This is a genomic window from Ruegeria sp. YTSA168, from assembly GCF_059610045.1.
On record NZ_JBXWMW010000017.1, the window covers coordinates 26,007 to 49,032 of the forward strand.

The following is a 23,026-nucleotide window of genomic DNA, read 5'->3' on the forward strand; positions in this document are numbered from 1 at the left end:
CTGGTGAATACGGTTGGCCGGCCACCGCCTAACCTGCCCAGCTCCAATGGTCAAAAGTTTGCAACAGAACCAAACTCAAACCGCATAAGCAATGATCTCACGAGAAAAGCGAAAACCCTTTTTGGTTAGTTGTGTTTGGAGTCAAGCACCAACTTGAACGTTACGCATCCCAACAATCTCTGACGGTTTGAAGCCAAACTCGGACCGGAACGAGCGGTTGAAATTGGAGGCATCGAAAAAGCCGTATTGCTCGGCCACGTTTCGGATGGTGCCCCGCTTTGGGGCGGCGTTTTTCAGGGCGATCAATGTGCGGTGCAGGCGGCGACGCATGACATAGGCTTCGACCCCGCCATCGGCTTCAAACATTCGGTACAGGGTTGCGCGTGAAACATTGAACTCTTGCTGCAATTGCCAGGACGCGTGCAGCATCGGATCATTCAGGTTGTCCTCGATAAACGCATCCATCGCCAGTCGGCGTGCCCTGTTTAAGTTGGCGCGATTAATGTGGGCCCGGTTGCCCAGAACAAGATCGCGTATCAGATCGGTGACCTGGGCGATCATGTCCGGTACCTCTTGCGACGGGGTGTAGGGCATACGCGCGGTGACGTCCTCAAGGGCCGCGCCAATCACTTTCCCGATTGAGCTGTCCAGTGCCAGATCATAGTTTGCTTCGTGTTTGGTTGGATCATATCCGATGAGATCGAAGGGAAAGTAGATTGTAGCAACATTCAAATCCGCCACCTCAACAAGGTCAGGCTGATTTAACGAATATAAGGTTACTTGATCGCGGATCACCTCATTTGTTACTGGCTTGCGCTCAAACCCGGATAGCAGCGCCTCAATACAAATGATTTCATTGTTAATGTGATGACCGGGATCACGGCAACTGACAACCCCGGTCGTTTCCGCGCGGACCACTACAAATGAGTCTGTGGCCCACAACTCCTGGTTAACACTCAAGTCATCAAGCCGTCGGCTCAGATCAACATCAAAATGGCCGCGATTCATATCCAGCAGAAATTGCATTTGTTCCTCTTTCGAGGCGCTTTCGCGCACACTGAAAGAAGGAATTGGATCGAGAGGACCATGTTGGGGCACCGTGAACAAATGCATCTATCTAAATCGGACCCTTCTGACTAAGAAATGTGACTAACTTGCGTTGTCATAATTTGACGCTGACAATCGGACGAATTCATCGAAAAAATCGCTAAAAAAAGAACCGAACATATTTAGGGACGAGGTACTTTAAATCCGAACCAAAGCTCATCTCGGGCACAACTGTACACAGCGGATTGTCTGGTTCAAAGCTTTGTAATCCAACCCCGAGCCTCAGGTTATCTCCTATGATTGTTTTGTCCAGAAAAACTCGTCTTTTGCGGTAGTTTTCCCGGAAACCGTTGCGTCAAGTTGTATGAGACCGACGTTGTAGCCCACTGCGCGAGATGCCCCAGCGGTTGATGAACTTATTGACACATCAACCATATAGAGGTGTTATTGAGCGGGTAAATCATTGCTATGCTAGTACTTTTGAACCATTGCTTTTTCAAAAAGACCAAATTCTATGATTAACCAAGCATGTCCTTAGTAACGCAACTTCGTGCAACACGCGCCCCGGTGATCGCTTTCGTTGCACAGGGTTTCCTGTGGGGGGGGATCGCTGCGTTGGTGCCGGGTTTTGTCGAACTGACGAAACCCACTGATACCGAACTTGGCATCGCATTCCTGATCTCCAGCCTTGGGGCTGTCGTTGGAATGATGATGGCCCCGTACATTGATCGCAAGCTTGGCGCAGAGTCGATGCGCAGCACCACAATACTTGCCGCAATTCTTCTGCTGGTACCGGGCCATTTAACCTCAATTTGGTTTTTGGCAGCGGCGTTTTTCTTTGTGTCCTTTGCGATAGGCGCCAGCGATGTTTTATCGAATGCGCGGGTGTCTGAGGTCGAAGCAGGACGAGGCCAACCATTGATGGCGATGACCTGGTCATTCTATTCCTTTGCGGCCGCAGCTTCGGGTGTTTCTTCCGGCTTACTGCGCGAAGCAGGGTTTTCAACCTTCGCGATCCTGAGCTTGATATGCATTGCGATGCTGCTGCTCGCGCCCGTTATGCGAGCTGCACCCGAAACGATCGATTCAAGACAATCTGTCGACAAAACCCGCTTGGGGATGGTTTTCTTTGTCGTGTGCGCAATTATGTTCATCAACTACCTGGCTGAGCAGCCCATCAACGAGTGGTCCGCGTTGTTTATCGAACGAGAATTGGGAGGGGACAGGGGCGAAGGGGCCTATGCCCCTGCGATTGCCGCGCTGACGACAGGTCTGGTGTTGTTGGCGGGCAATTGGCTGTCGCAAAGAATAACACCCGTTTTTTTGCTTTCCGCATCAGCGATTGTTGCTGCACTAAGCCTGACCATGGCTGCCCACGCCTCGGCTCAATGGCAGGCTTACATCGGGTTTGCGGTGATGTCCCTTTCGCTTGCACTGGTTGCACCAATTAGTCTGACGATCCTCGGACAGTCGGTAGCGGCGACCAACCGCGTACTTGCAGTGACACGGGCCAGCGCCATTGCCAATATCGCCTACCTGATCGGGCCGGTCACGATTGGCATGACCTCTGATACCATAAGCCTATCATTTGCATTTATGCTGATCGCGGCAACCCTTCTGCTGGTCCCATGTGTATGTGTACCGATCATCGCAATCAGCCTGCGGCGCCAGCTATCGCTGTGAATCTTGGGTGATAAAAACCTGGTTGCAGAATGAGCTATTTCGGGCCTATGATGCTGTTTTATTTGCACTTTTACCAATATTGCTGGGCAAAATAGCGCGATTTCATTTAGCGTAAGATTGAGACTCTGTGACCACGAAGTCTGCTGCATTCAACCATAAGCTTTGACATGTTGGCAGGTTCATTTCGGGTCAGGTCATGACACGTTTCCGACCCTTTATCGATGTCTGCACCTGAAAGTATTGTTCAATTGCGGCCTCCACTTCGGTGAATATTCCATCCTCGGGCCAATGCTATTTAACAGCTACAACCGCGATGAATCTGCCAGCACCGAGCCATCAGGTTCAGATCAATTTATGAGTTCATAGGTGTGCAAATTTTTTTCGAAAGGGAGTTCAAGGAATGTTCGGTAGTGAAGATGAGTTTGAATTTGGAACGCGCGGCGATGATGTGATTACCACTGGTGGTGGCGATGATCTGATCATAGCGCGGCGCGGAGATGATCAAATAGATGCCGGCGCAGGGGATGACATTGTTCTGGCCGGGTCTGGGGATGATACAGTGGATGGCGGTGAAGGGGACGATCTGATCCTAGCCGGGTCCGGGGACGATATTGTCGATGGAGGAGCAGGCAATGATCTGGTCCTTGCCGGGCGTGGCGACGACGTATTGATATATGATGCAGCGGAAAATGTCGGCAGCATTGATATCTACGACGGTGGGCGTGGCCATGACACACTGCGGTTCGAGTTAACCGATGAAATTTGGCAAAGTCAGGAATTCCGGGCCGAATTGGCCGAGTATTTGGAGTTCATCGCCGATGCGAGCTATCACTGCCCCTTTATTCAGAACGGGTTGTTCACGTTTGAATCCCTGGGCCTGACGGTTGCTCGCATTGAAAGTGTCGAAGTTTTTGTCGACGGCGTCCTGATCGACCCCAACGACAACCCGGTCGAAGCCAATGATGATAGTGCTGACATTCAGGCAGATGCCGCGACCGTGTCCGGAAACGTGCTGGCCAATGACAGCGCGCCGGACGGTGTGGCAGCCTTGGCGGTGGTCGAGTTCCCGGCCTTCGGCACGGTCGATCTGGCGGCCGATGGCAGCTATACCTTCACGCTGGACAGCGACGATCCGGCAGTTCTGGCGCTAGCGGAAGGGGAAACACTGGTCGATACGTTCACGTACCAGATCACCGATGCGGACGGCGACATCGATACTGCAACGGTAAGCGTGACGGTCACCGGGGTGGATGACGGTGTTGTAGCGGTCGATGACGTCTACACCATCAGCGCAGCAGGCGGAACGATTTCAGGAAATATCCTGGACAATGATTTTGCTCCGGAAGTAGACTTCCGCACCTCTCCTGTTGACGTCTCCAGCCCCAATTTTTCAACTGAATTCAACTTACCCTCAGACGGCAACTTCACCTATACAATCGGTGGTAAAGGAGGGACGAATTCAAGCGTTCTGGCCTTGACAGAAGGTGAAGTGCTGCAAGATGTCATCACCTATACTGTAACGGACGCCGATGGCGATACCGATACGGCCACGATGACTGTTAATATCGTGGGCGTAAATGACAGGCCCACTGTTCAGCAGTTCTTGCCGCCGATCACGTCCGCAGAAAGTACCGAAACCCGCTTTGATCTGGCAACGATCTTTGACGATCCGGATTCAGACGATGATGGTTCAACACTCAGCTATTCGGTGTTGGTTCAGCCCACTGATGGGGTTGCTTCGATCGAAGGTACCGAGCTGGTCTTTGATCCGTCCGGTGCTTTTGAACAACTGTCTGAAGGGGATGTCGCGCCCATAAAGGTCACAGTAGTTGCAACCGACCAACATGGCGCATCGACTAACAAGACACTGGACCTTTTCGTAACCGGTGAAAATGATGCACCAACGCTTGAAAATTTCGAGCTGGACTGGGAGCAGAGCAGCGGATCAGTGACAATTGACTTGTCCGCACTGGGCAATGATATCGACTCTGAGGATGACGGTTCAACTCTGACTTATTCGGCATCTGGCGTGGCCGTTGATCCTGACACAGGTGCCTCCTTTCTTGTGCCGCTGACGATTTCAGGAACCGATCTGATCTTCGATCCTGCAGACGTCTTTCTTGTTCCGGGTCAGGAGCAGTTAACTACTTTCACTTTTGAGGTTCGCGCGACCGATAGCCAGGGTGCCTCTGTGACAAACACGGTGACCGTGAATCTGGATGTTGGAAACCAGGCCCCTGTGATCAGTCAGGTGCTGCCGGACTTCTTTGTTGTCGAAGGCAATCTTAGCACTCCGGATGATCCTGAACTGAATGTGGACATGCGCGACTATTTCGATGACCCGGATGGTGACGCGCTTACATTTGCGTTGAGTGGTTTCTTGCAGCCCAACGATACGTTTGAAAACGGCGTGTTAACGCATGACCAACCGGATACCTCCTCTCTAATTTTTGCCCGAATTGGAGATTCCGAGTTCACAATTGCCGCCATTGATGAGGAAGGTCTGGAAACTGAGCAGACTTTCACCTTGGTACGGCAAATACGTCATGATTTCGGTGACAATTTTGCGGTCGGTTCAGGAGACAATAGAAACGGTTCGAGCGGTGAAGACGTATTTGTTTTTGGAGACAACACCGCACGAGACGGGATTTTGGGTTTGAGCGGACAGTCTGGGGCCGACTACTTCGAATTCGGAGAAAACACGGGTGTGGATGTTGATGGCTCAAGCATCATCCTCGTTGACTTAGGCGTCGGCGACGGCGATGCAGATACTGTTGTCTTTAGGGGGTCCCTTGCCGACAACACCACGGTCACAAGCTTTGAGGCAGGCGTGGACGAGTTTGTTGTCCAGCAGATTATCTTGTCCCAACTTGCCAATGGCGGCCTGCGGCAAGACGGCGACGACTTGATCGCCGAAGCTGGTGATTTCTCTGTAACCATTGGGGATGGCTGGCTCAACGGGGTTACCATTGATGATTTCAGCGCCTTAGCGATCGTCTAGTACTGCGTAACAAGACGAGGCCGGGAGCGAAAGTACGCTCTCGGTCTAAATTTAAGCTATGTGACATTGCAAATGTGGACGCTGCTCTGCGGACTGCTTGATGTCGCTGACGTTTAGTGGATCGTCAGAAAAATTGCAAGACACAGCAAGTTTGAGACTCTGTGACCACGAAGTTTCGTATCCTGTTCGATACTGTGAGGGATACCTGAGGTGCTGTTTCCAACGGCAGGGCCCAGGTTGTTCCGGAGGGTCGATACTGTGGCAAAGTGTTCAACAAATGCCAATCAGCAATTTCGAGGCGTGTGCCAGTGCATCTTTGAAGGTCAAACTTCGGGAAGAAGCATTGTCGGGCCGTATTGAACAATGAGTCTTCCGTCTTTCAACTCAGTTAACCATGAGGTCAGTGCTGTGTGCAGTTTCAACGAAATGGTTTAGCCCGTTGTTAGAACAAGACAGTACTGATTGCCGTGTTTAGTCACCATCTTAAATCGAAAGGTTGTATCATATGAATAGAAACGTACCACTGACGCTTGCTGCGTCGCTTCTTCTTGCTTTCGCGACCAGTGCAAGTGCATCAGACAATATCAGTTTCCCGGTTCCCACTGGCGTTCCGCAGGTAAAGGGTGGCTTTAAGAACACCTCGAGCGGTATCGTCAGCAAGGTCAAGGTCAATCAGCAATCCAAAAATGGTTGTGAGCAAGACAACCAGGAGCATGACGCCAATGTCGGCACCGATGACGGCTTCTATATCTACTATAATCCGCAATGCGACTACGAGTTCCACGTCGAAATCGAGAGCTGCAATAACCAAGAGCTGCACATGTCATCATCCGACATCCAAGCGGGCCAGACAGAAGCGCATTTGAAGGGCGAATGCCCCAATCCCAACCTCACCCGCGAAGTACCCTGATAAGGTCTATAGTTCGTCGGACAAAGGTTGTTTTGTGAGAGTCAAATCAGTGGGAGCGGTAAGATCTGCTCCCTTCTAGTTCAGCGTTCGAAAGTCAGCCTAATTTCCCGCACATCGGTTGTGTCGTGCTCGACCGAGACGCTTCCCGCAAGGGCGCAAAACCGCATAAATACAGATTGGTCCGTGCACCCTATCCGAACAATCCCGAACCTCGGAGAGAACGATGTCAACAGTTCTGAAACTTGTAACAGCTGCCATCTTTACCTGTAATGCTGCACTGGCAGATGACCTGTATACGGTCAAGGTAACAAACAATACGGAATATGAATTCATCGACGGTGTCTATAAAAACAAGTCGGGGGTAAACGTTCAGACCCCGATACCGGTAACGATCCCAAGCGGGGAGAGTGGCACGGTCCAATTCAAGTACAACGTCAATACCTCCCCACACCTCAATATGCATTGGACGCTTGAGAACGACGATGGCCATGGAGTTGCGGCTATCGTCAAGAGTCCGGGCAGTTGTCACACGGATGTGCCGGATGGAGTACACAGCGATCACTACAACTGTAATTCCAAAAGCATTACTTTCGTCTACTGCATGAGCGACCAAACAGAGGAGTGCAGCAAACAATAGCATTGTTGAGATACAAACGGGTTGGGATGCGTGGGAGCGTTTGATCTATCTCCAATGGCAGAGCGAATAGCTCTTGGTTTGTGTAGGTATAGTTTGTAGCTTTGAGCGAAAAAGACAATCGAAATGCAACCATAAGAATAGTCATTGAGGAGCTTATGACGAGCACAACAGATGCAGATCAGATTGGATTCTGCTTGACCGGAGCGTTTCGTGAAATCCTCACGGAGATTGCCGGGCGCGTTCTGCAGATGGCTTACAATACGATGAGTAAGAAAGCACGCATGCTGGTTTGTACGTTGGGACCATTACTGGCTGCCTGCGGCGGTAACATAGTTTCAAATAGCGGTGTCTACTACAACAAGGGTCTTGAAGACTCCTACAATAGCATCTTGTTGACAAACATCGTACGTTCCGCCAAAGGGCGGCCAACCTATTTCTCAGCGGTAGGCGATTATTCGGGAAGTATAGACAATAGTCTCGGTTTGTCGACTGATCTCGATGCAAGCATTGACGATTTGAACTCGACGGATGTGGGGATAGGAATTGACGCGGGACCCGATCAGTCTCGTAACGCAAACGTTTCTTCCCTTGAAACGGAACAGTTCACGCAGGCCATCCTGACACCGCTCAGCCGAAAATTATTCTTCTTACTCGCAGAGGGACAGGCCCGGGATAGGCTTGATCTACTTACAACATTAACCGTCAAGTGGATTGCCGTTCCCAGAAACACTGTTTCAAGCCTTCAACAACAGGCCACAAATGAATGTTCACGAAACACGGTGACATTTTCGGGTGCACTAAAGGCGATGTGCCAGCAATTGCCTGTGGTCATCGCAAACGGAAATTGCGCAGGCTCATTAACATCCGGAGGAGGTAGTATTGTGATCCGCAGCGACCCGACGAACACCTGTCAGCACGCGCGCTTTCGCGCATTGGTTGAGCCCATTACTATTATGCAGCCCGCATTGTTGCGCTCCAATTCTGGGAATTCAGTCACGTTGTTGGCACTTGAGCAATCTGCGGATTTGCCAATCTCAGCTCAAGAGGTGCGAAAGGCAGCGGCTTCAAATGCGGTGAATGATGCTGGCAAAAGCGAGGCGCCGCCAACACGCAACCAGGACCTCCTAATTTTTGGCAGCGGCAGCTCGTTCGCATTGCGATCGCCAAAGGAGATCATCCAGTATTTGGGTGAGATTGTAAAAGCCGACTACTTGGATGAACCGGTCCCAACGCTCACCGGACCCAAAGGCGGTCAGATTCCAGTTTTTGAACTTCTTCACGATGACCGTATAGCGTCAGATACGAAACTTTACGAAATTGATGGAGAGCCATATGCTCTGGATGAACCAGACCTTGGTAAGCAGCCGAGTAGTTTTTCTTACCCTTCGCTGGCTATTTTGAAAGAAGTTATCAGCCTGAACACTTCTCAAAGTGTCCTGCCTAAAAGCCCTAATATTTTGATTCAATAGGCGTTATGGCATTGCCAACGGTTCTGTTGCAAACTTTTGACCATTGGAGCTGGGCAGGTTAGGCGGTGGCCGGCCAACCGTATTCACCAGTTGAAAGCCAGCTCATGATCTCCTTCAAAGGCGCACAATATCCGAAGGATGTAATCCTATTTGCGGTGTTTTTCTACGTTCGATACGGCGTGTCGTACCGTGATCTGGAAGAGATCATGGCAGAACGCGGTGTACCGGTTGATCATACCACACTGAACCGTTGGGTGACACGATACTCAGGCGCAATTGCTTATGTCGCGTGCCGCAGGAAAGGGCCATGTGATCGCTCCTGGAGAATGGATGCGACTGACATCAAGGTGAAGGGTACGTGGGTCTATCTCTATCGGGCGGTCGATAAATACGGCAAGACGCTTGATTTCATGTTATCACCACGTCGAAACAAGCCTGCCGCGACGAACTTCTTCGCTCGGATGCTGTAGGTCAATGGTTTGCCACGGAAGATTGTCATCGACAAAAGCGGAGCTAACACGGCTGGCATCAAGGCCATAAACAAGATGCTGAAAGGCTTTGGTTGCCCAATCCCGACTGAGATGGTCAGAAGGAGATACCTAAACAACATCGTCGAGCAGGATCATCGGTTCATAAAGAGGCGCACTCGGCCGATGCTAGGGTTCAAGGCATTTGCTTCAGCGGCGGCAACCCTCGACGGAATCGAAGTGGCGCACATGATCGGCAAAGCTCAAATCACGCCCGGACTCTGTCCATTTCTACAGTTTGCAGAACTGGCGGCCTAACCCATCGGCGCAAAAGCGGGTTTCCGAACAACCGCAAACTTTGCAACGGAACCGCCATGCTCAAGTAACCTATTCGAAAACTATTCTGCGAGTACGAGCCTCAGATCACGCATGCTCGTCAAATAGACCCCAGAGTTTGCGACACATCCATATCACATCTATCCGCCTTTGGTTCCGCCATTTGTCAACATGGCCTAGTAACGCAAGGGAGCCAATCCCGCCTGAAACCAGCTCAGAAAGCTAACAATCGAATAAACGGGACGCCCCGTGATCTTTGTGATGTCAGCTGCATAGGGTGCCATGTTGGTGCATTCGAGCATGATCGCACCCACAGACTTGTGCTTTGAAACGAGTCTCTTCGCTATTGCGCTCATTTCGGTCTGGCAGGAAGCAAAATCCATGTCTTTTAGATCGTCAAATACCGTAGTCGCAAAGGCCCCGTCACGCGGCAATCCTTCGATCGGCACGTCTCCTCGGGCACCTGCGGCTTGCAAATGCTCGGTCCTTAAGCTTTCTTTTGAGATTGTCAAAACGCCGACTTCTTGATTGGTGGGCAGCATCGCCTCGATCATCGGGATCTGCATCAAGGGTGAACTGGCAAAAGGAACGCCAAGGGCGTCTTTCAGATCATCTTGCATAAGGGATAGAAAACCGCAGGAAGTTGTCAGCCCCATGCAACCGTCGGCAACCAACTCGCGTCCGACTTGAATAAATGCGTCCAAAAGTGCGCGCGGGTCTTCGTGTACAACCTTATGCGCACTGGCCCCACCAACCGCGCGCATATGGACCGGAAAGTCCCAAGTGTTTTCATTGCCAATGTCGCCAGGCGGGCGCGGAAAACTGGTCTCTAGCATCAGTATTCCAACGGGGGCGGGTTCCATATGTTCTCCTATTTCGCGCGCTCGATGGGTTTGCCGTCGACGTTGTATGGCTGCAGCTCGGCCAATAGCAGCGCCAGGAATTCTTTACCAAGCTGCGAAAGCGGTCGCGTAGCAGAAGTGATCACGGCCATATCCAGCATTATGGGTGGTTCAAAGCGACGGGCGACAAAACGGTCGTCATAGTCAAACTCCAATCCAAAACGGTCAAGCAGCGCAACCCCCATACCTTCCTTTACGAAGGCCAGAAGGTTCTTAAACAAATGCGAATTAACCCTTGATTTCATCGGGACGTTGGAATTCTCAAACGCCTCTCGAAGCCGCCGCTGTGTAATATGATCAGGCCCCATCACAAGCAACGGCTCGTCTTTCAGAAGATCTGGTGTAAGCACTTCGTGTCTCTGAAGCGGGTTATCTTTGTGCAACGCAATGTGCGTTTCCACGTGCAATGGGTAGTATTGCAGTGTGTCGTAGAGCATCGGCATCTCGCATATGCCAATCTCGAAGAGGCCAGATAAGACCCACTCCTGAATTTTTGAACTATACTGCGATTGGAACGAAATATTCATGTCAGGTCTGGTTTTTGCAAACTCGGCGATGAGCTTCGGTACAAAACCGAATGACATAGAGTGCTGCGACGCGATCTGAAGTTGTCCGGCTTGTTTGTTCTGCAAATCAACTACGGTCTGAGTGACATGATCAAGCCCGCGCACCACCGTGTCGATTTCTCGGTGCATCAACTCTGCCTCTGGTGTCGGGACAAGCCGACCGTGCAGGCGCTCAAAAAGCGTAAGCCCTGTTTGACGCTCTAGTTGGGCCAGCAAGTTTGATATTCCTGGCTGAGAGATTCCCAAGGAATCGGCAGCACCTGTGACAGTACCGGTCTCAATGATGGCATGGAATGCTTGAAGCTGTCGGAACCGAAGTCGCATATGATTCCATATCATTTATTCTGATATGAATGCTAGATATTAGTATTGGAAATGATGTCATGTGACTGCCAAACTGGCTCTCGACCTTGGGAGAAAGTCGCTTAATGCATTCAGAGCACATTGTTGTCATCGGCGCCGGGATTGTCGGTGCGTCTTCAGCCATTTGGCTGCGCCGTGCGGGGTATGATGTCACTCTTGTTGATAAGGGTGCGCCTGGGATGGGTGCATCTTACGGAAACGGTGGAGTTCTGGCGAGCTGCTCTGTCGTGCCTGTAACTGGTCCGGGTCTTCTCAAAAAAAGCCCGGCGTATTTGGCAGACCCGAACTTCCCGCTATTCCTGCGCTGGGGCTATGTGCCCAAACTCGTACCGTGGCTGATCAAATATATGTCGCACGCAAATGAAGGCGACACACGCCGGATCAGTCAAGGCCTGGCCACAATCGTTGGTGACAGCCTTGAGCAGCATCAGGCTTTGACGACGGGCACCAAGGCCGCGAAATGGATACAGGAAAGCGACTATAGTTTTGCATACCCTAACCGAAGCGCCTTTGAAGCAGATGCATTCGCTTGGCAATTGCGCAACGAAGCGGGATTTGAGCCTACGTTCATTGAAGGAAAGGCGGTTCAGGAAGCCGAACCGATCTTAGGGCCCGCAACACAGTTTTTGGCTGTGCTTAGAAACCATGGCTTCATCCTCAATCCCAGCTCTTACGTAGGTGACCTTGTTAATCTATTTGAAGAGATGGGCGGCAAATTCGCTCAAGCTGAAGTTAGAGACTTTGAACTGAGCGGCGGTCAGGTCAGCGCGGTAGACACCAACATTGGTCGCTTCCGCTGCGACAAAGCCGTTGTTTCGTCGGGGGTTTGGTCTAAACCGCTTATGCAAAAATTGGGTTTGAATGTTCCGCTCGAAGCAGAGCGCGGCTATCATATTGTTTTCAAGGAGCCAAATCTCAAACCCAACAACCCAATGATGCTGACTGCTGGGAAATTTGTCGCCACAGCGATGGATCAGGGTCTGCGCTGTGCAGGGGTGGTTGAGTTTGGGGGGCTAAGCGAAAAACCCTCGAAAGCGCCGCTGAAGCTTTTGCTTCGCAAAGCGCTAGAGATGTTTCCCAATCTTACATACGCGAGTGACGAAGAGTGGCTCGGCTTTCGCCCCGCACCGTCCGACAGTCTGCCGCTGATCGGCGAGCTTCGTGACACCGGCGTTTTCGCCGCCTTTGGCCATCACCACATCGGCCTGACTGGTGGGCCCAAAACAGGTCGCCTCGTCGCTGATATGATTTCAGGCAACCATTCCAACCACGATATTCGCCCCTTTGCGCCAATGCGCTTTGCAGCGGGTAAATAACCAAAACCAACAAACGATAACTCAGGGAGAGAACAATGAAACTACGACACACGACATTGAGCACCACCGCCATGACCGTGGCTTTGGCGATCGCAGGATCTGCTGCATTTGCCGAGAAATGGGACATGCCCATGGCGTACGCGGCAACGAATTTCCATTCTGAAATGGGTGTCGTATTCGCTGACAAAGTGCGCGAGTACACAGACGGCGAAATTGACATCACGGTTCACCCCGGCGGTTCGCTTTTCAAGGGCGGCGAAATCAAACGTGCTGTGCAAACAGGCCAAGCCCCAATTGGCGAACGCTTCATGTCGGCGCACGCCAACGAAGCCCCACTTTTGGGCTGGGACAACCTGCCATTCATTGCCACAACCTATGAAGACAATGACAAGCTCTGGGCAGCTGCCAAAGACAAGGTGAACGCGCAGCTGTCCGATCTGAACCTCGTGGCGCTCTATACCTGCCCATGGCCCGGGCAAGGCTTCTATTTCAAAAAGGAAGTCAACTCGTCAAAAGACACTCAGGGTGTGAAGTTCCGCTCGTACAACACGGCGACGGCAACATTTGCCGAAGAGCTTGGAATGATCCCAGTTCAGGTCGAAGCTGCTGAGCTTAGCCAAGCGTTGGCCACAGGTGTCGCAGAGGCGTTCATCTCGTCTGGTTCAACAGGCTATGACCGGAAGGTCTGGGAAAACCTGACCCATTATTACAAAGTGAACGCATGGCTTCCGCGCAACTATGTGATGGTCAACAAAGGTGTGTGGGAAGGGCTCAGCGCTGACATGCAGGCCAACATTCAAAAGGCGGCTGACGAGACGGGCGCAGCTTGTGCAGCCAAGTCTTCTGAGCTGGCCAACTGGTACTTTGAGCAGCTCGAAACCAACGGCATGAAAGTCGAAGATGCGGGCCCAGATTTCCTTGCCGAACTTGAAACCATTGGTGCGAAGATGACAGCAGACTGGCTGTCTGAAGTTGGCGAGGATGGCCAGGCTATCCTTGATGCCTACAACGCCAACTAAACAAACGAGGTACGGCCCCGGGCAGAACGGGGCCGCAGCCACACTTTTTGGGTGAGGTGCAATGCGAGATTGGCAACCGTTTCTAGGGTTACCCTTATGGGTCTGGCTCTTTGTTTTTCCAGCGATGCTGGCAGTTTATTGCCTCTGGCAAGGTCCGAAAGCGGCAGAGCTTCTGTCACCCATCTGGAAGCTTCTCGATAAGGTCTACAAGGCCGCCGGTGTGCTTGCCGCGTGTTTTATGGTGTTGATCTTGCTGCTGATCATCGGTCAGATGATCGCCCGCTGGTCAAATCTCACATTCCCCGGTTCAACCGAATACGCAGGCTATGCGATGGCCGCGACATCATTTTTTGCACTTGCCTACACGCTCACTCAAGGCGGGCATATCCGCGTCACGGTGTTGCTCAATCTCAATCAACGCAACAAGTTCTGGTTGGATGCGGTGGCCATGTTCATTGCCGCCATAACAGCCACCTATTTTGCCCGCTACGCGATCAAAACCAACATCATGTCCGAGATGCTCAATGATCGAACGCAAGGACAGGATTTCGTTCCGGAATGGTTGCTGACATTCTTCTCGATGTTCGCCAATTCCCCCGCCAAATGGGGAGAGATGTGGGCAAAGACAGGGTCGGAATGGGTCTACACGCCCGTCTGGTTGCCACAACTGCCGATGTCGATCGGCACGGTGCTTTTGGCGGTTGCAATCTGGGACTATCTCACGCGGCTTCTGGCGTATCGTAAAACTCAAATTCACGGGGAGGTGCTGGAATGAGCGAACTATACGCCACAGCAATCTTCCTCTTTGTTCTTTTCGCGCTTCTGGGCGGCTCGGTCTGGATCGGGCTGGCGCTTATGGGCGTGGCCTGGGTCGGGATGGAGTTGTTCACCTCGCGCCCCGCGGGCGATGCGATGATCACAACGATCTGGACAGGCGCGTCCAGCTGGACGCTCACCGCCTTGCCGCTGTTCATCTGGATGGGCGAAATACTTTATCGAACGCGATTATCTCAAGATATGTTCCGCGGCCTTGCGCCATGGATGCGTTTCTTGCCGGGTGGCTTGCTACATACCAACATCGCTGGTTGCACGATCTTTGCGGCTGTTTCAGGTTCGTCGGCTGCGACACTCAACATGGTTGGCAAAATGTCGATCCCGGAGCTGCGCAAGCGTGGCTATCCCGAGTATATGATCATCGGCACATTGGCAGGCGCTGCGACGTTGGGGCTGATGATCCCGCCGTCTCTTACGTTGATTGTCTACGGCGTTACGATCAATGAAAGCATCACCAAGCTGTTCATGGCAGGTGTCCTTCCGGGCCTCGTTTTGGCAGGGCTGTTCATGCTCTACATCGTCGTGTGGCACTTTATCTACAAAGGACAACGCCCAGAGCCGGAACCCCGGATGCCGCTCGGCCAACGCCTTGTGGAAAGCCGCTTTCTGCTGCCGCTGTTTGGGCTGGTTTTTGTGGTCATTGGTTCGATGTATCTTGGCTATGCCACTGCCACCGAAGCCGCTGCAGTCGGTGTCGTTGGAGCCCTTTTGCTTTCGTACATGCAAGGCTCGCTCCGATGGGGGACTTTCAGAGACAGCTTGATGGGCGCCACGAAAACCTCAGCCATGATCGCCTTCATTCTAATGGGTGCTGCATTCCTTTCGCTTTCGATGGGCTTTACCGGTCTGCCACGCGCGCTGGCTCAGCTCATCGAAAGCTACAACCTCTCGCCCGTGGCACTGATTGCGGTGTTGACACTTTTCTACCTAGTGCTCGGCATGTTCATGGACGGCCTTTCTTCCGTGGTCCTGACGATGGCGATTGTCGAGCCAATGATCCGCGCGGCGGGTATTGATGTAATCTGGTTCGGGATCTTCCTTGTGGTCGTCATTGAAACCGCGCAGGTCACACCACCCATTGGGTTCAACCTATTTGTTTTGCAGGGGATGACCCGCCACGATATCGGTTACATCGCCAAAACCGCGATCCCGATGGTTGGCCTCATGTTGCTAATGGTGGTTATCCTCGTGCTCTGGCCGGAACTGGCCACATGGCTGCCTGAGAATATCCGCCAAGGCCCGGGCGGCTAAGCCCGGATGCTTTAAGCGCTTGGGTTCATTGCGCGCTACGGACGCATTGTCCTTGTCTTGGGGCTTGTTGCAGGGCTTTCCCTTCCCGGCGTGCTTTGGCGCTTCGTCTCTGGCTGCGCGAACTGGTACTGCTTTTGCCTTTTCTCATGGCGTTTCGTGTGGGTCTGTCCGCGGCACTGACAGGGCTCAACCAAACCCGAAGCACGCTTGGGATGTTACTAGGGATCAGGGTGGTGTGATCGACGGACACACCACGCTCTGACATGATCTCTTCCAGATCGCGGTAGGAAACGCCGTATCGAACGTAGAAGAATACTGCGAACAGGATCACATCCTTCGGATACTGCGCACTTTTGAAAGAAATCAGGGACCAACCTTCAACTGGATATCGACGCATTGCGCAGATATGTTGAGGATGAGCCTGGAAACTTGCGTTGAAGCGCGGTTTCTGACTTTCCGCCCCTATCACTTTTTTTCGGAACGTGCTCACACTTCTTCTCTGCAATGCTGCGTTTCTCTATGTCGGCAATACCGGCGAGATCAAAACCTCGGCGGCCTACCGTCGCGTTCCCCGACAAACCGATCCGCATAGGCACTGCGGGCGGGAGAGTGTTGCACGGTGTCACCACGGATAGACGACCGCACGCAAACCGGGAGAGTCCTGGTCTGAATCGACCTTTGCGGATCATGTTGACCAGCTCGATGCCAGCCAGGGCAGATGCAGCTGAATCGAAAGACTTGAAACCCAACAGGGACCTGATCCGACGTTTGATGAATCGATGGTCTTGTTCAATGATGCTGTTGAGATATTGCTGCTTCACCATCTTGATCGGTATCGGACAACCAAAGCTGTTCAGCATCTTGTTAATAGCTTTGATGCTAGCAGAGTTGGGCTTAGATTTTGCGATAAACTAACGTGGTGTTCATAGAGTTGGGAAGTTGATCCAGTACCGTCGCGATTTGAGCATGCATTGGTGATTTCTGGCAAACCGGATCAGTCGCGGCGGCATCACCGGACAGCGCGAGCGCTTGACACCGGCAGCCACCAAAATCCACTTCTTTGCGGTCGCAACTCTGACAGGGCTCGGGTAGCCAATCGGTTCCGCGGTATATGTTAAAAGACTCGCCATGGTACCAGATTTCCTTAAGGCTTTTGTCTCGGACAGTATCAAAGTGGATATGTTTGATTGTCTGGGCCGCGTGGCAAGGCAAGACGGTGCCATTGGGCGTAACGTTCAGGCCTGTTGAACCCCAGCCGCCCATACAGGCTTTGGGATAGTCCGAATAATAGTCAGGCGGTACAAAATCGAAGGCAAGAACACCCTTAAGACGCTGGGCGGCATCGGCAACGGTATTCTTTACCATTTGGGTTTGCTCGCGGGTTGGCAGCAAGGCGGATCGATTTTCCAAAGCCCAACCGTGAAACTGAACGCAAGCCACTTCTAGTCGGCGCGCTCCAAGTTCCACGGCCATTTCAATTGTACGATCCAGATCGTCCAGGTTTTGACGGTGCATAACGGCATTCAATGTCAGCGGAATGCCCCGCGCGCTGACCTCTTTGGCGAAGATCATCTTGCGATCAAAACCTCCGCGATACCCACCAATCCGATCGGCCAAAGCCGCGTTGGTGCCTTGCAGCGACAGCTGGATGTGATCCAGTCCAGCCGCCTCAAGGCGATCCAATCGCTTTGGCGTCAAACCTATGCCCGACGTGATCAGATTGGTATAGAGCCCGGTGGCTGCGGCGGCCTCGGTCAACTCTTCCAGATCGCGGCGTGATGCGGGTTCGCCGCCGGACAAATGCAGCTGTAACACGCCCATGTCGTAGGCCTGTTGGAACACGTCTTTCCACGCGTCGGTGTCCAGCTCGGTTTCTTTGCGCTCCAGCTCGATCGGATTGCTGCAATAAGGGCAGCTGAGCGGGCAACGATGGGTCAACTCTGCCAAAAGTGCGACGGGTGGTTGCACACTCATATCCGCACCATCAGGTACAATCGGCTGCGAAGGGCCTGCAGAAATTGCTGAACATCCTGTGCGATTTTATCGATCGGTGCGTTATAGGTTTCAGCCAGATCGGCAATGATCTGATCGAAACGGGTGTCGCCATCGATTCTTGTAAGGATCGCGACACCGATCTCATCCAGTTCGATCACTTTTTCCGGGGCCATCAGCACCGTGCGATTGCGAACGTTGTCGCGTTGAATTCGTACACCGCGTGGCAGATAAGGGCGATCTTTGGGGAGCAGTTCGAGTGTCATGCCAGACCTTCCCCGGGTGTCCACGCTCCGGGAGGGATCAAGCCGGGTTCGACATAGGCCCCCCAAAGCGCATCGAGCTGAGCCCAAAGGACATTGGTTTTGAAAACCAGAGCCTCACAGGCCATATCTTCTTTTTCAGACGTGTCGGCATGATCGAGCACCCAATTCAGGCCAAACGCCACATCTTTGGGCGCCTGGGTCAGGCGCTTCTGGAAATAGGACAGGCTATCTGAATTCGCGAAGTCGTAATGTTCCAGAAGTCCTTCAATCCGTTGCTCGTGGATTTTTGGTGCAAACAATTCCGTCAGTGAGGACGCAACGGCCTGAAGAAGCGGTTTTTCCCGGACATAATGCACATAGGCATCCACGGCGAACTGGGTCGCTGGAAGGATGCCTTGGCCGGACGCAACATAGTCAGGGTCCAATCCCACTGCCTCGGCCAGCTTGAGCCATCTTCGGATGCCGCCACCCTGGTCAACGCCACCGTCGTGGTCTTCGATCCGGGTACGCCACTCGCGTCGGATATCGGGATCTGTACAGCGTGAGATAAAAGCTGCGTCTTTCATCGGAATGGCTGACTGATAGGCCCATCGATTTATCACCCAGGCACGCACCTGATCAGGTGTACACTGCCCGCTATGAAGCCGATGATGAAACGGGTGCTTATCATGGTAGCGCTCAGCGCCGATCTGGCGCAGGCGGGCTTCCAGCGTTTCACGGCTCATATGGTGATCTCCTGCCCGTCGTAAGCGATGGACCAGCCCGCGTTCTCGACAAAAGCTCGCTCTGGCCCGTTGGGCTGCAGCATCGGGTTGGTGTTGTTGATATGTATGAATGTCTTGGCTGCCCGGATGCCTTCTAGCTGAGCGATTGAACCATTGGGCCCGCTGACAGAGATATGGCCCATGCGTTGCCCGGTTTTGATGCCGGTTCCCGTTCGGATCATTTCGTCATCATCCCAAAGTGTGCCATCAAAGAACAGCTGATCCCCATCTGCGATCTGAGACAGAAGGTCCGGTGTCACCTGCGCACATCCGGGGATGTAATAGGCGACCTTGTCGCTTGCGCTAAGTCGTACGCCGACTGTTTGTTCTCCGATCAGGTCGGTCTGCACTGTGCCGTCTTCCATGAACAAAGGCACTTTGCCGGGGACTGCAAACAATCTTGCCTGAAGCCCATCCTGAAGATCAAAATCTTGGTCCAGAGAAATTCGTCTGCGATCTACTTTCGCCCGGTTCACCGCATCGAAGATCCGGTTGATTGAAAGCACATCCAGAATGTCGCCTGTTGCAAACAGGGTAAAAGGGGTTTGTTCACGCAGACTGAGCAAACCTGCAATATGGTCGATATCTCCGTTGGTCAGCAGAACCGAGAGAACCGGTGTATCGCGCAAAGACCGGGGGTGCATTTGGGGATTGTCGAACATCTGCTGCCGAATATCCGGCGAGGCATTGAGAATGCTCCAATTCACACCGTCCGGCGATACCGCCAAAGAAGATTGACCGGAAGGCGGTATAAGCCCTTTACGAGCATCCTCGCAATTCCGGCAACCACAATTCCATTGTGGCAGTCCACCGCCTGCGGAAGCCCCAAGAACCAGAAAATGCACTTTGGGCCCCCGCTGAGTTCAAGTGATTAAAACAGGTCGCGCTCGTGCTCGCGGCCTTCATCCTCGGACGGAGAGTACATGTTGATCTCCATTCCGCAGTTCACTTCTTTCAGCTTCGGTGTGCTCCAAGTCATGATCGTTCCTCCCATGATCAACTGGTTTCTTCAAAACCTACAGTTCGAGCCATCCGTGGAAAATGATGCTTTGGTCGTAGGAATTGGCAATAGTTTCTGTGGTCCGGGAATTCGCGTCAACAGTCTTAGGGTCGTAGATACATTGCTTAAGACTTTTGTCGAATGTCCTGCCAAAGGGTGGAAAGTTACTCTGCCGCACATGCGCGTGTTTCAATTTATGTTGGTGTTACTGCTTGGCAGCGTTGCGGCCATGGCCGAGCCTTTGCCGCGTGAACAGATCGAACCCTACGTACGGGCACCGATGTCGCTGGGCGAAGCTTTGAATGAAGATGGTGTTTACAGTTTGCTGAACTCGGGTGGTGCAGAGGTGGGATATGTGTTTGAATCCGAGCCTCTAGCACCATTGCCCGGCTTTTCCGGAGCACCCATAAATTTGCTTGTTGTTCTGGATTTCGAGGGGCGATTCCTGGACGTTCAACTTATTGAACACAACGAGCCGATCTTTGTATCCGGTCTCGGAGAGGCGCCGTTCCACAAGTTTTTCGAACAATATGGTGGGCTTTCGATATCGGATTCCATCGTGGTTGGCACGCCGTATGGAGATGGTGCCTCCGGGTCGTCTCTTGTGTATTTGGACGGGGTCACAAAAGCGACAGCCAGCGTTCGGATCGCGCATGAGTCAGTTATGGGGGCCGCTTTGGCCGTCGCGCGCGAGAAAATGAAGGGGTTGGCAACATCGCCGCCGGCATTTCCGAATCCCGATTACGAAGAGAATTTGACCTGGCAGGATTTAGTTGATCAGGGCATCGCGACGCACAAAGTAGTTACCAATGCCGAAATCGACACTCTGTTCGAAGGCACCTTGTGGGAAGATGACGACCCCGAGGCGCAGGACTATCCTGAAGACCCCTATCTTGATCTCTGGATTGTGGATCTGGGCCCCAAATCCATCGCCCGTGCGGCATTGTCTGAAGACAGTTTTGAAGAGCTGCAGAACTTTATGGAAATCTCAGACAATGACGAACCCATCCTTCTGATCGAAACTGCCCGCCACGGACTGGTCAGCGATGATTTTGTACGCAACACCGCACCGGACTGGATCGCGGCCGAACAGGGTGGGCTTCCGGTCGCGTTGCGTGATGCAGACCTTCTGGTTGAGCTGTCAGATAACATGCCGGACGGAGTCGCCATGATCTTGCGGACGGATCGCAGGTTGGGATTTGATCCTGCAAGTGAGTGGGTGCTTAAGGTTCTGGCGGTGCGTGAACACGGTATGTTTCAACCCGAAACGGGCTCGGTGACACTAGAGGTACCTCACAGCACGCCCGAACGGTTTTTTGACAGGCCAGTACAGGTCAAACCAGCGCCGCCCTGGCTGGAAGCGCTGCGGAACCGCCAGGCTGATATGATCGTATTGGGGGTTTTCCTGACCGGGTTCGTCGGTGTTTTGGGCCTGCGGATGAACGCGTTTGCGGCTCGACCGCTGTTTACCCCGTTGCGTCTTGGGGTTCTTGCCATTGTCACAGGCTTCATCGGCTGGTGGGGACAGGGTCAGCTGTCAATCGTTACGGTTCTGGGGTCTCTGCGCACGGCCTTGGAAGGCGGAAGCTTTGCGTTTCTGCTCTACGATCCCTTCTCGCTTTTGGTTTGGGCGGTGGCACTGGCTGGCCTCGTGGCGTGGGGCAGGGGGCTATTTTGCGGCTGGCTGTGCCCGTTCGGGGCGTTGCAGGAATTTGCCCATCACCTGGGTAAAGCACTGCGTATCCCACAGATCGAACCCTCGCCAAAATGGGACAATCGGTTGAAATGGCTGAAATATGCCATTCTTCTGACGTTGATATCGGTCGTCTTCATCGCCCCGGATCAGATTGACAAAGCAGCCGAGGTCGAACCTTTCAAAACCGCGATTACAACCTACTTTGTCCGCGAGTGGTATTATGCGGCCTACGCGATATTCTGGCTGGTGCTGAGCATGGTGTTGTTCAAGGGGTTTTGTCGCTACGTTTGCCCCCTGGGGGCCTTTATGGCGATCGGAGGATTGCTGCGCGGTCGCAATTGGATCGAACGCCGCGCCGAATGCGGTTCACCCTGTCAGCTCTGCAAGGTCAAATGCAAATACGGCGCGATCCGGAAAACCGGCGAAATCCAGTATGATGAATGCTTTCAATGTCTTGACTGTGTCGCCATTCACGATGACCAAAGCCGCTGCGTGCCGCTGATCATCGCAGCGCGGCGCCGGGGCCAAGGGGTGGCTGCGCGATGATGAACCGACGGCGCTTTCTCGCCATTTCCGCTGCCGCCCTTGCGACACCTGCACAGGCGCGTCCTTTCCAATGGCAAGGCTATGCCTTGGGGGCCGAGGTCCGCCTAACCCTCGAAGGTGATCCTGACGCAGCACAGGACGCGATTTTGCAGGTGCAGTCCACGCTAGAACGGTGTGATGCGCTCTTTAGCCTCTACCGTCCGGACTCAACCTTGTCACAGCTGAATCGCATGGGGTATCTGAGCGATCCTGCTGCAGATTTTCTATCTCTACTCGCGGTCAGCGATACCGCATACAAACTGACCGGAGGACTGTTTGATCCGACGGTCCAGCCGCTTTGGGTGGCCAGCACCTCCCAAGAGATCAAAGCAGCAAAGCGACTCGTTGGTTGGGATCGGGTGAGTGTTACCGGGTCTCGAATTCAGTTGGATCGGGGCCAATCTCTGACTTTCAATGGAATAGCTCAAGGATACGCTACAGACCTTGTCGCGCGCGTGCTGCGTCAGTCCGGGTGGACGAATGTGCTGGTCAATGTCGGAGAGTTCCACGCCGGAGGCCGCATCTGGAACCTGGGCGTCTCCGACCCGCTGCATGGTTTGGTTGAAACAATCCGACTGCGGGATCGCGCTGTTGCAACCTCCAGCCCGTCGGTGGCACAGACGCGCTCGGGTGCTCCGCATATTCTAGACCCAAGCGGCACACGCGCGCCGCAATGGTCCACGGTCAGCGTACAGTCGTCGAACGCGACGATTGCTGATGCGTTGTCGACGGCTTTCTGTTACGCGAGCAAAGCGGAAATCCGCTCCGTTCTTACTGAAATCGACAACGAAACCACCGCTATTTGTATTCACCCAAACGGTACTGTGAGAGCCCTGACTGGATAAAAAAAGCCCCGGAGAACCGGGGCTTTGCTTTGTTTATTGGTTTTCTATCAACAGGCCTGGACTGCGCGTTTGGTCAT

At 53.0% G+C, this 23,026-nt stretch carries 19 protein-coding genes and 2 pseudogenes; 12 read left to right on the forward strand and 9 right to left on the reverse strand.

Features of this window, described 5'->3' with window-relative positions; genetic code table 11:
* Positions 1–141 precede the first annotated feature (141 nt).
* The gene (locus AC2FFE_RS19250) at positions 142–1,026 is read right to left on the reverse strand and encodes a helix-turn-helix domain-containing protein (RefSeq protein ID WP_496847434.1); all 885 of its coding nucleotides are present in this window, start codon (positions 1,024–1,026) and stop codon (positions 142–144) included.
* A gap of 549 nt (positions 1,027–1,575) precedes the next feature.
* Here AC2FFE_RS19250 and AC2FFE_RS19255 point away from each other — a divergent pair.
* The 6 genes and pseudogenes from AC2FFE_RS19255 to AC2FFE_RS19280 all read left to right on the forward strand — a co-directional run bounded on the left by AC2FFE_RS19255 (position 1,576) and on the right by AC2FFE_RS19280 (position 9,532).
* On the forward strand, positions 1,576–2,730 hold the full coding sequence (locus AC2FFE_RS19255; RefSeq protein WP_496847435.1) for an MFS transporter: 1,155 nt from the start codon (positions 1,576–1,578) through the stop codon (positions 2,728–2,730).
* A 400-nt stretch (positions 2,731–3,130) separates the two neighbouring features.
* Complete coding sequence (locus AC2FFE_RS19260; protein WP_496847436.1) at positions 3,131–5,731, forward strand: cadherin-like domain-containing protein; 2,601 nt, start codon at positions 3,131–3,133, stop codon at positions 5,729–5,731.
* Positions 5,732–6,236: 505 nt separating this feature from the next.
* Complete coding sequence (locus tag AC2FFE_RS19265; RefSeq protein WP_496847437.1) at positions 6,237–6,641, forward strand: hypothetical protein; 405 nt, start codon at positions 6,237–6,239, stop codon at positions 6,639–6,641.
* Positions 6,642–6,864: 223 nt separating this feature from the next.
* A complete protein-coding gene (locus AC2FFE_RS19270; protein WP_496847438.1) occupies positions 6,865–7,278 on the forward strand; it encodes a hypothetical protein in 414 nt (137 codons plus the stop codon).
* 155 nt (positions 7,279–7,433) lie between these two features.
* The gene (locus AC2FFE_RS19275; protein WP_496847439.1) at positions 7,434–8,747 is read left to right on the forward strand and encodes a hypothetical protein; all 1,314 of its coding nucleotides are present in this window, start codon (positions 7,434–7,436) and stop codon (positions 8,745–8,747) included.
* A gap of 104 nt (positions 8,748–8,851) precedes the next feature.
* Positions 8,852–9,532 (forward strand): annotated as a pseudogene (locus AC2FFE_RS19280) (IS6 family transposase).
* 194 nt (positions 9,533–9,726) lie between these two features.
* On the opposite strand, the gene AC2FFE_RS19285 reads toward AC2FFE_RS19280, so the two are convergent.
* A complete protein-coding gene (locus AC2FFE_RS19285; RefSeq protein WP_496847440.1) occupies positions 9,727–10,413 on the reverse strand; it encodes an aspartate/glutamate racemase family protein in 687 nt (228 codons plus the stop codon).
* An 8-nt stretch (positions 10,414–10,421) separates the two neighbouring features.
* The gene (locus AC2FFE_RS19290; RefSeq protein WP_496847441.1) at positions 10,422–11,342 is read right to left on the reverse strand and encodes a LysR family transcriptional regulator; all 921 of its coding nucleotides are present in this window, start codon (positions 11,340–11,342) and stop codon (positions 10,422–10,424) included.
* A 104-nt stretch (positions 11,343–11,446) separates the two neighbouring features.
* Here AC2FFE_RS19290 and AC2FFE_RS19295 point away from each other — a divergent pair, with 104 nt between their 5' ends.
* The 4 genes from AC2FFE_RS19295 to AC2FFE_RS19310 all read left to right on the forward strand — a co-directional run bounded on the left by AC2FFE_RS19295 (position 11,447) and on the right by AC2FFE_RS19310 (position 15,801).
* Positions 11,447–12,697, forward strand: a complete 1,251-nt coding sequence (locus AC2FFE_RS19295) for an NAD(P)/FAD-dependent oxidoreductase (RefSeq protein ID WP_496847446.1) — start codon at positions 11,447–11,449, stop codon at positions 12,695–12,697.
* A gap of 71 nt (positions 12,698–12,768) precedes the next feature.
* Positions 12,769–13,716, forward strand: coding sequence for a TRAP transporter substrate-binding protein (locus AC2FFE_RS19300; protein ID WP_496847447.1), 948 nt, complete (start codon positions 12,769–12,771; stop codon positions 13,714–13,716).
* A 241-nt stretch (positions 13,717–13,957) separates the two neighbouring features.
* The gene (locus AC2FFE_RS19305) at positions 13,958–14,491 is read left to right on the forward strand and encodes a TRAP transporter small permease (RefSeq protein WP_496847448.1); all 534 of its coding nucleotides are present in this window, start codon (positions 13,958–13,960) and stop codon (positions 14,489–14,491) included.
* The gene (locus AC2FFE_RS19310) at positions 14,488–15,801 is read left to right on the forward strand and encodes a TRAP transporter large permease (protein ID WP_496847442.1); all 1,314 of its coding nucleotides are present in this window, start codon (positions 14,488–14,490) and stop codon (positions 15,799–15,801) included. Before AC2FFE_RS19305 ends, AC2FFE_RS19310 begins: the two co-directional genes overlap by 4 nt.
* A 665-nt stretch (positions 15,802–16,466) precedes the next feature.
* Here the strand turns inward: AC2FFE_RS19310 and AC2FFE_RS19315 are convergent.
* The 6 genes and pseudogenes from AC2FFE_RS19315 to pqqA all read right to left on the reverse strand — a co-directional run.
* Positions 16,467–16,709, reverse strand: a pseudogene (locus tag AC2FFE_RS19315) (DDE-type integrase/transposase/recombinase); the annotation flags it as partial.
* Positions 16,696–17,775, reverse strand: coding sequence for a pyrroloquinoline quinone biosynthesis protein PqqE (gene pqqE / locus AC2FFE_RS19320; protein ID WP_496847443.1), 1,080 nt, complete (start codon positions 17,773–17,775; stop codon positions 16,696–16,698). The gene pqqE and the pseudogene AC2FFE_RS19315, both read right to left, overlap by 14 nt.
* Positions 17,772–18,059 carry a pyrroloquinoline quinone biosynthesis peptide chaperone PqqD gene (gene pqqD, locus AC2FFE_RS19325; protein ID WP_496821177.1) on the reverse strand — a complete coding sequence of 96 codons (288 nt, stop codon included), beginning with the start codon at positions 18,057–18,059 and terminating at the stop codon, positions 17,772–17,774. Before pqqD ends, pqqE begins: the two co-directional genes overlap by 4 nt.
* A complete protein-coding gene (pqqC, locus tag AC2FFE_RS19330; protein WP_496821176.1) occupies positions 18,056–18,784 on the reverse strand; it encodes a pyrroloquinoline-quinone synthase PqqC in 729 nt (242 codons plus the stop codon). The genes pqqD and pqqC overlap by 4 nt, the downstream gene beginning before the upstream one ends.
* Entirely contained in the window at positions 18,781–19,668 is an 888-nt protein-coding gene (gene pqqB / locus AC2FFE_RS19335) for a pyrroloquinoline quinone biosynthesis protein PqqB (RefSeq protein ID WP_496821175.1), read from the reverse strand. The genes pqqC and pqqB overlap by 4 nt, the downstream gene beginning before the upstream one ends.
* 26 nt (positions 19,669–19,694) lie before the next feature.
* Entirely contained in the window at positions 19,695–19,802 is a 108-nt protein-coding gene (gene pqqA / locus AC2FFE_RS19340; RefSeq protein ID WP_170537497.1) for a pyrroloquinoline quinone precursor peptide PqqA, read from the reverse strand.
* A gap of 217 nt (positions 19,803–20,019) precedes the next feature.
* Here pqqA and AC2FFE_RS19345 point away from each other — a divergent pair, with 217 nt between their 5' ends.
* A complete protein-coding gene (locus tag AC2FFE_RS19345) occupies positions 20,020–22,065 on the forward strand; it encodes a 4Fe-4S binding protein (protein ID WP_496821173.1) in 2,046 nt (681 codons plus the stop codon).
* Positions 22,062–22,949, forward strand: a complete 888-nt coding sequence (locus AC2FFE_RS19350) for an FAD:protein FMN transferase (protein WP_496847444.1) — start codon at positions 22,062–22,064, stop codon at positions 22,947–22,949. Before AC2FFE_RS19345 ends, AC2FFE_RS19350 begins: the two co-directional genes overlap by 4 nt.
* The last annotated feature ends 77 nt before the right edge of the window (positions 22,950–23,026 follow it).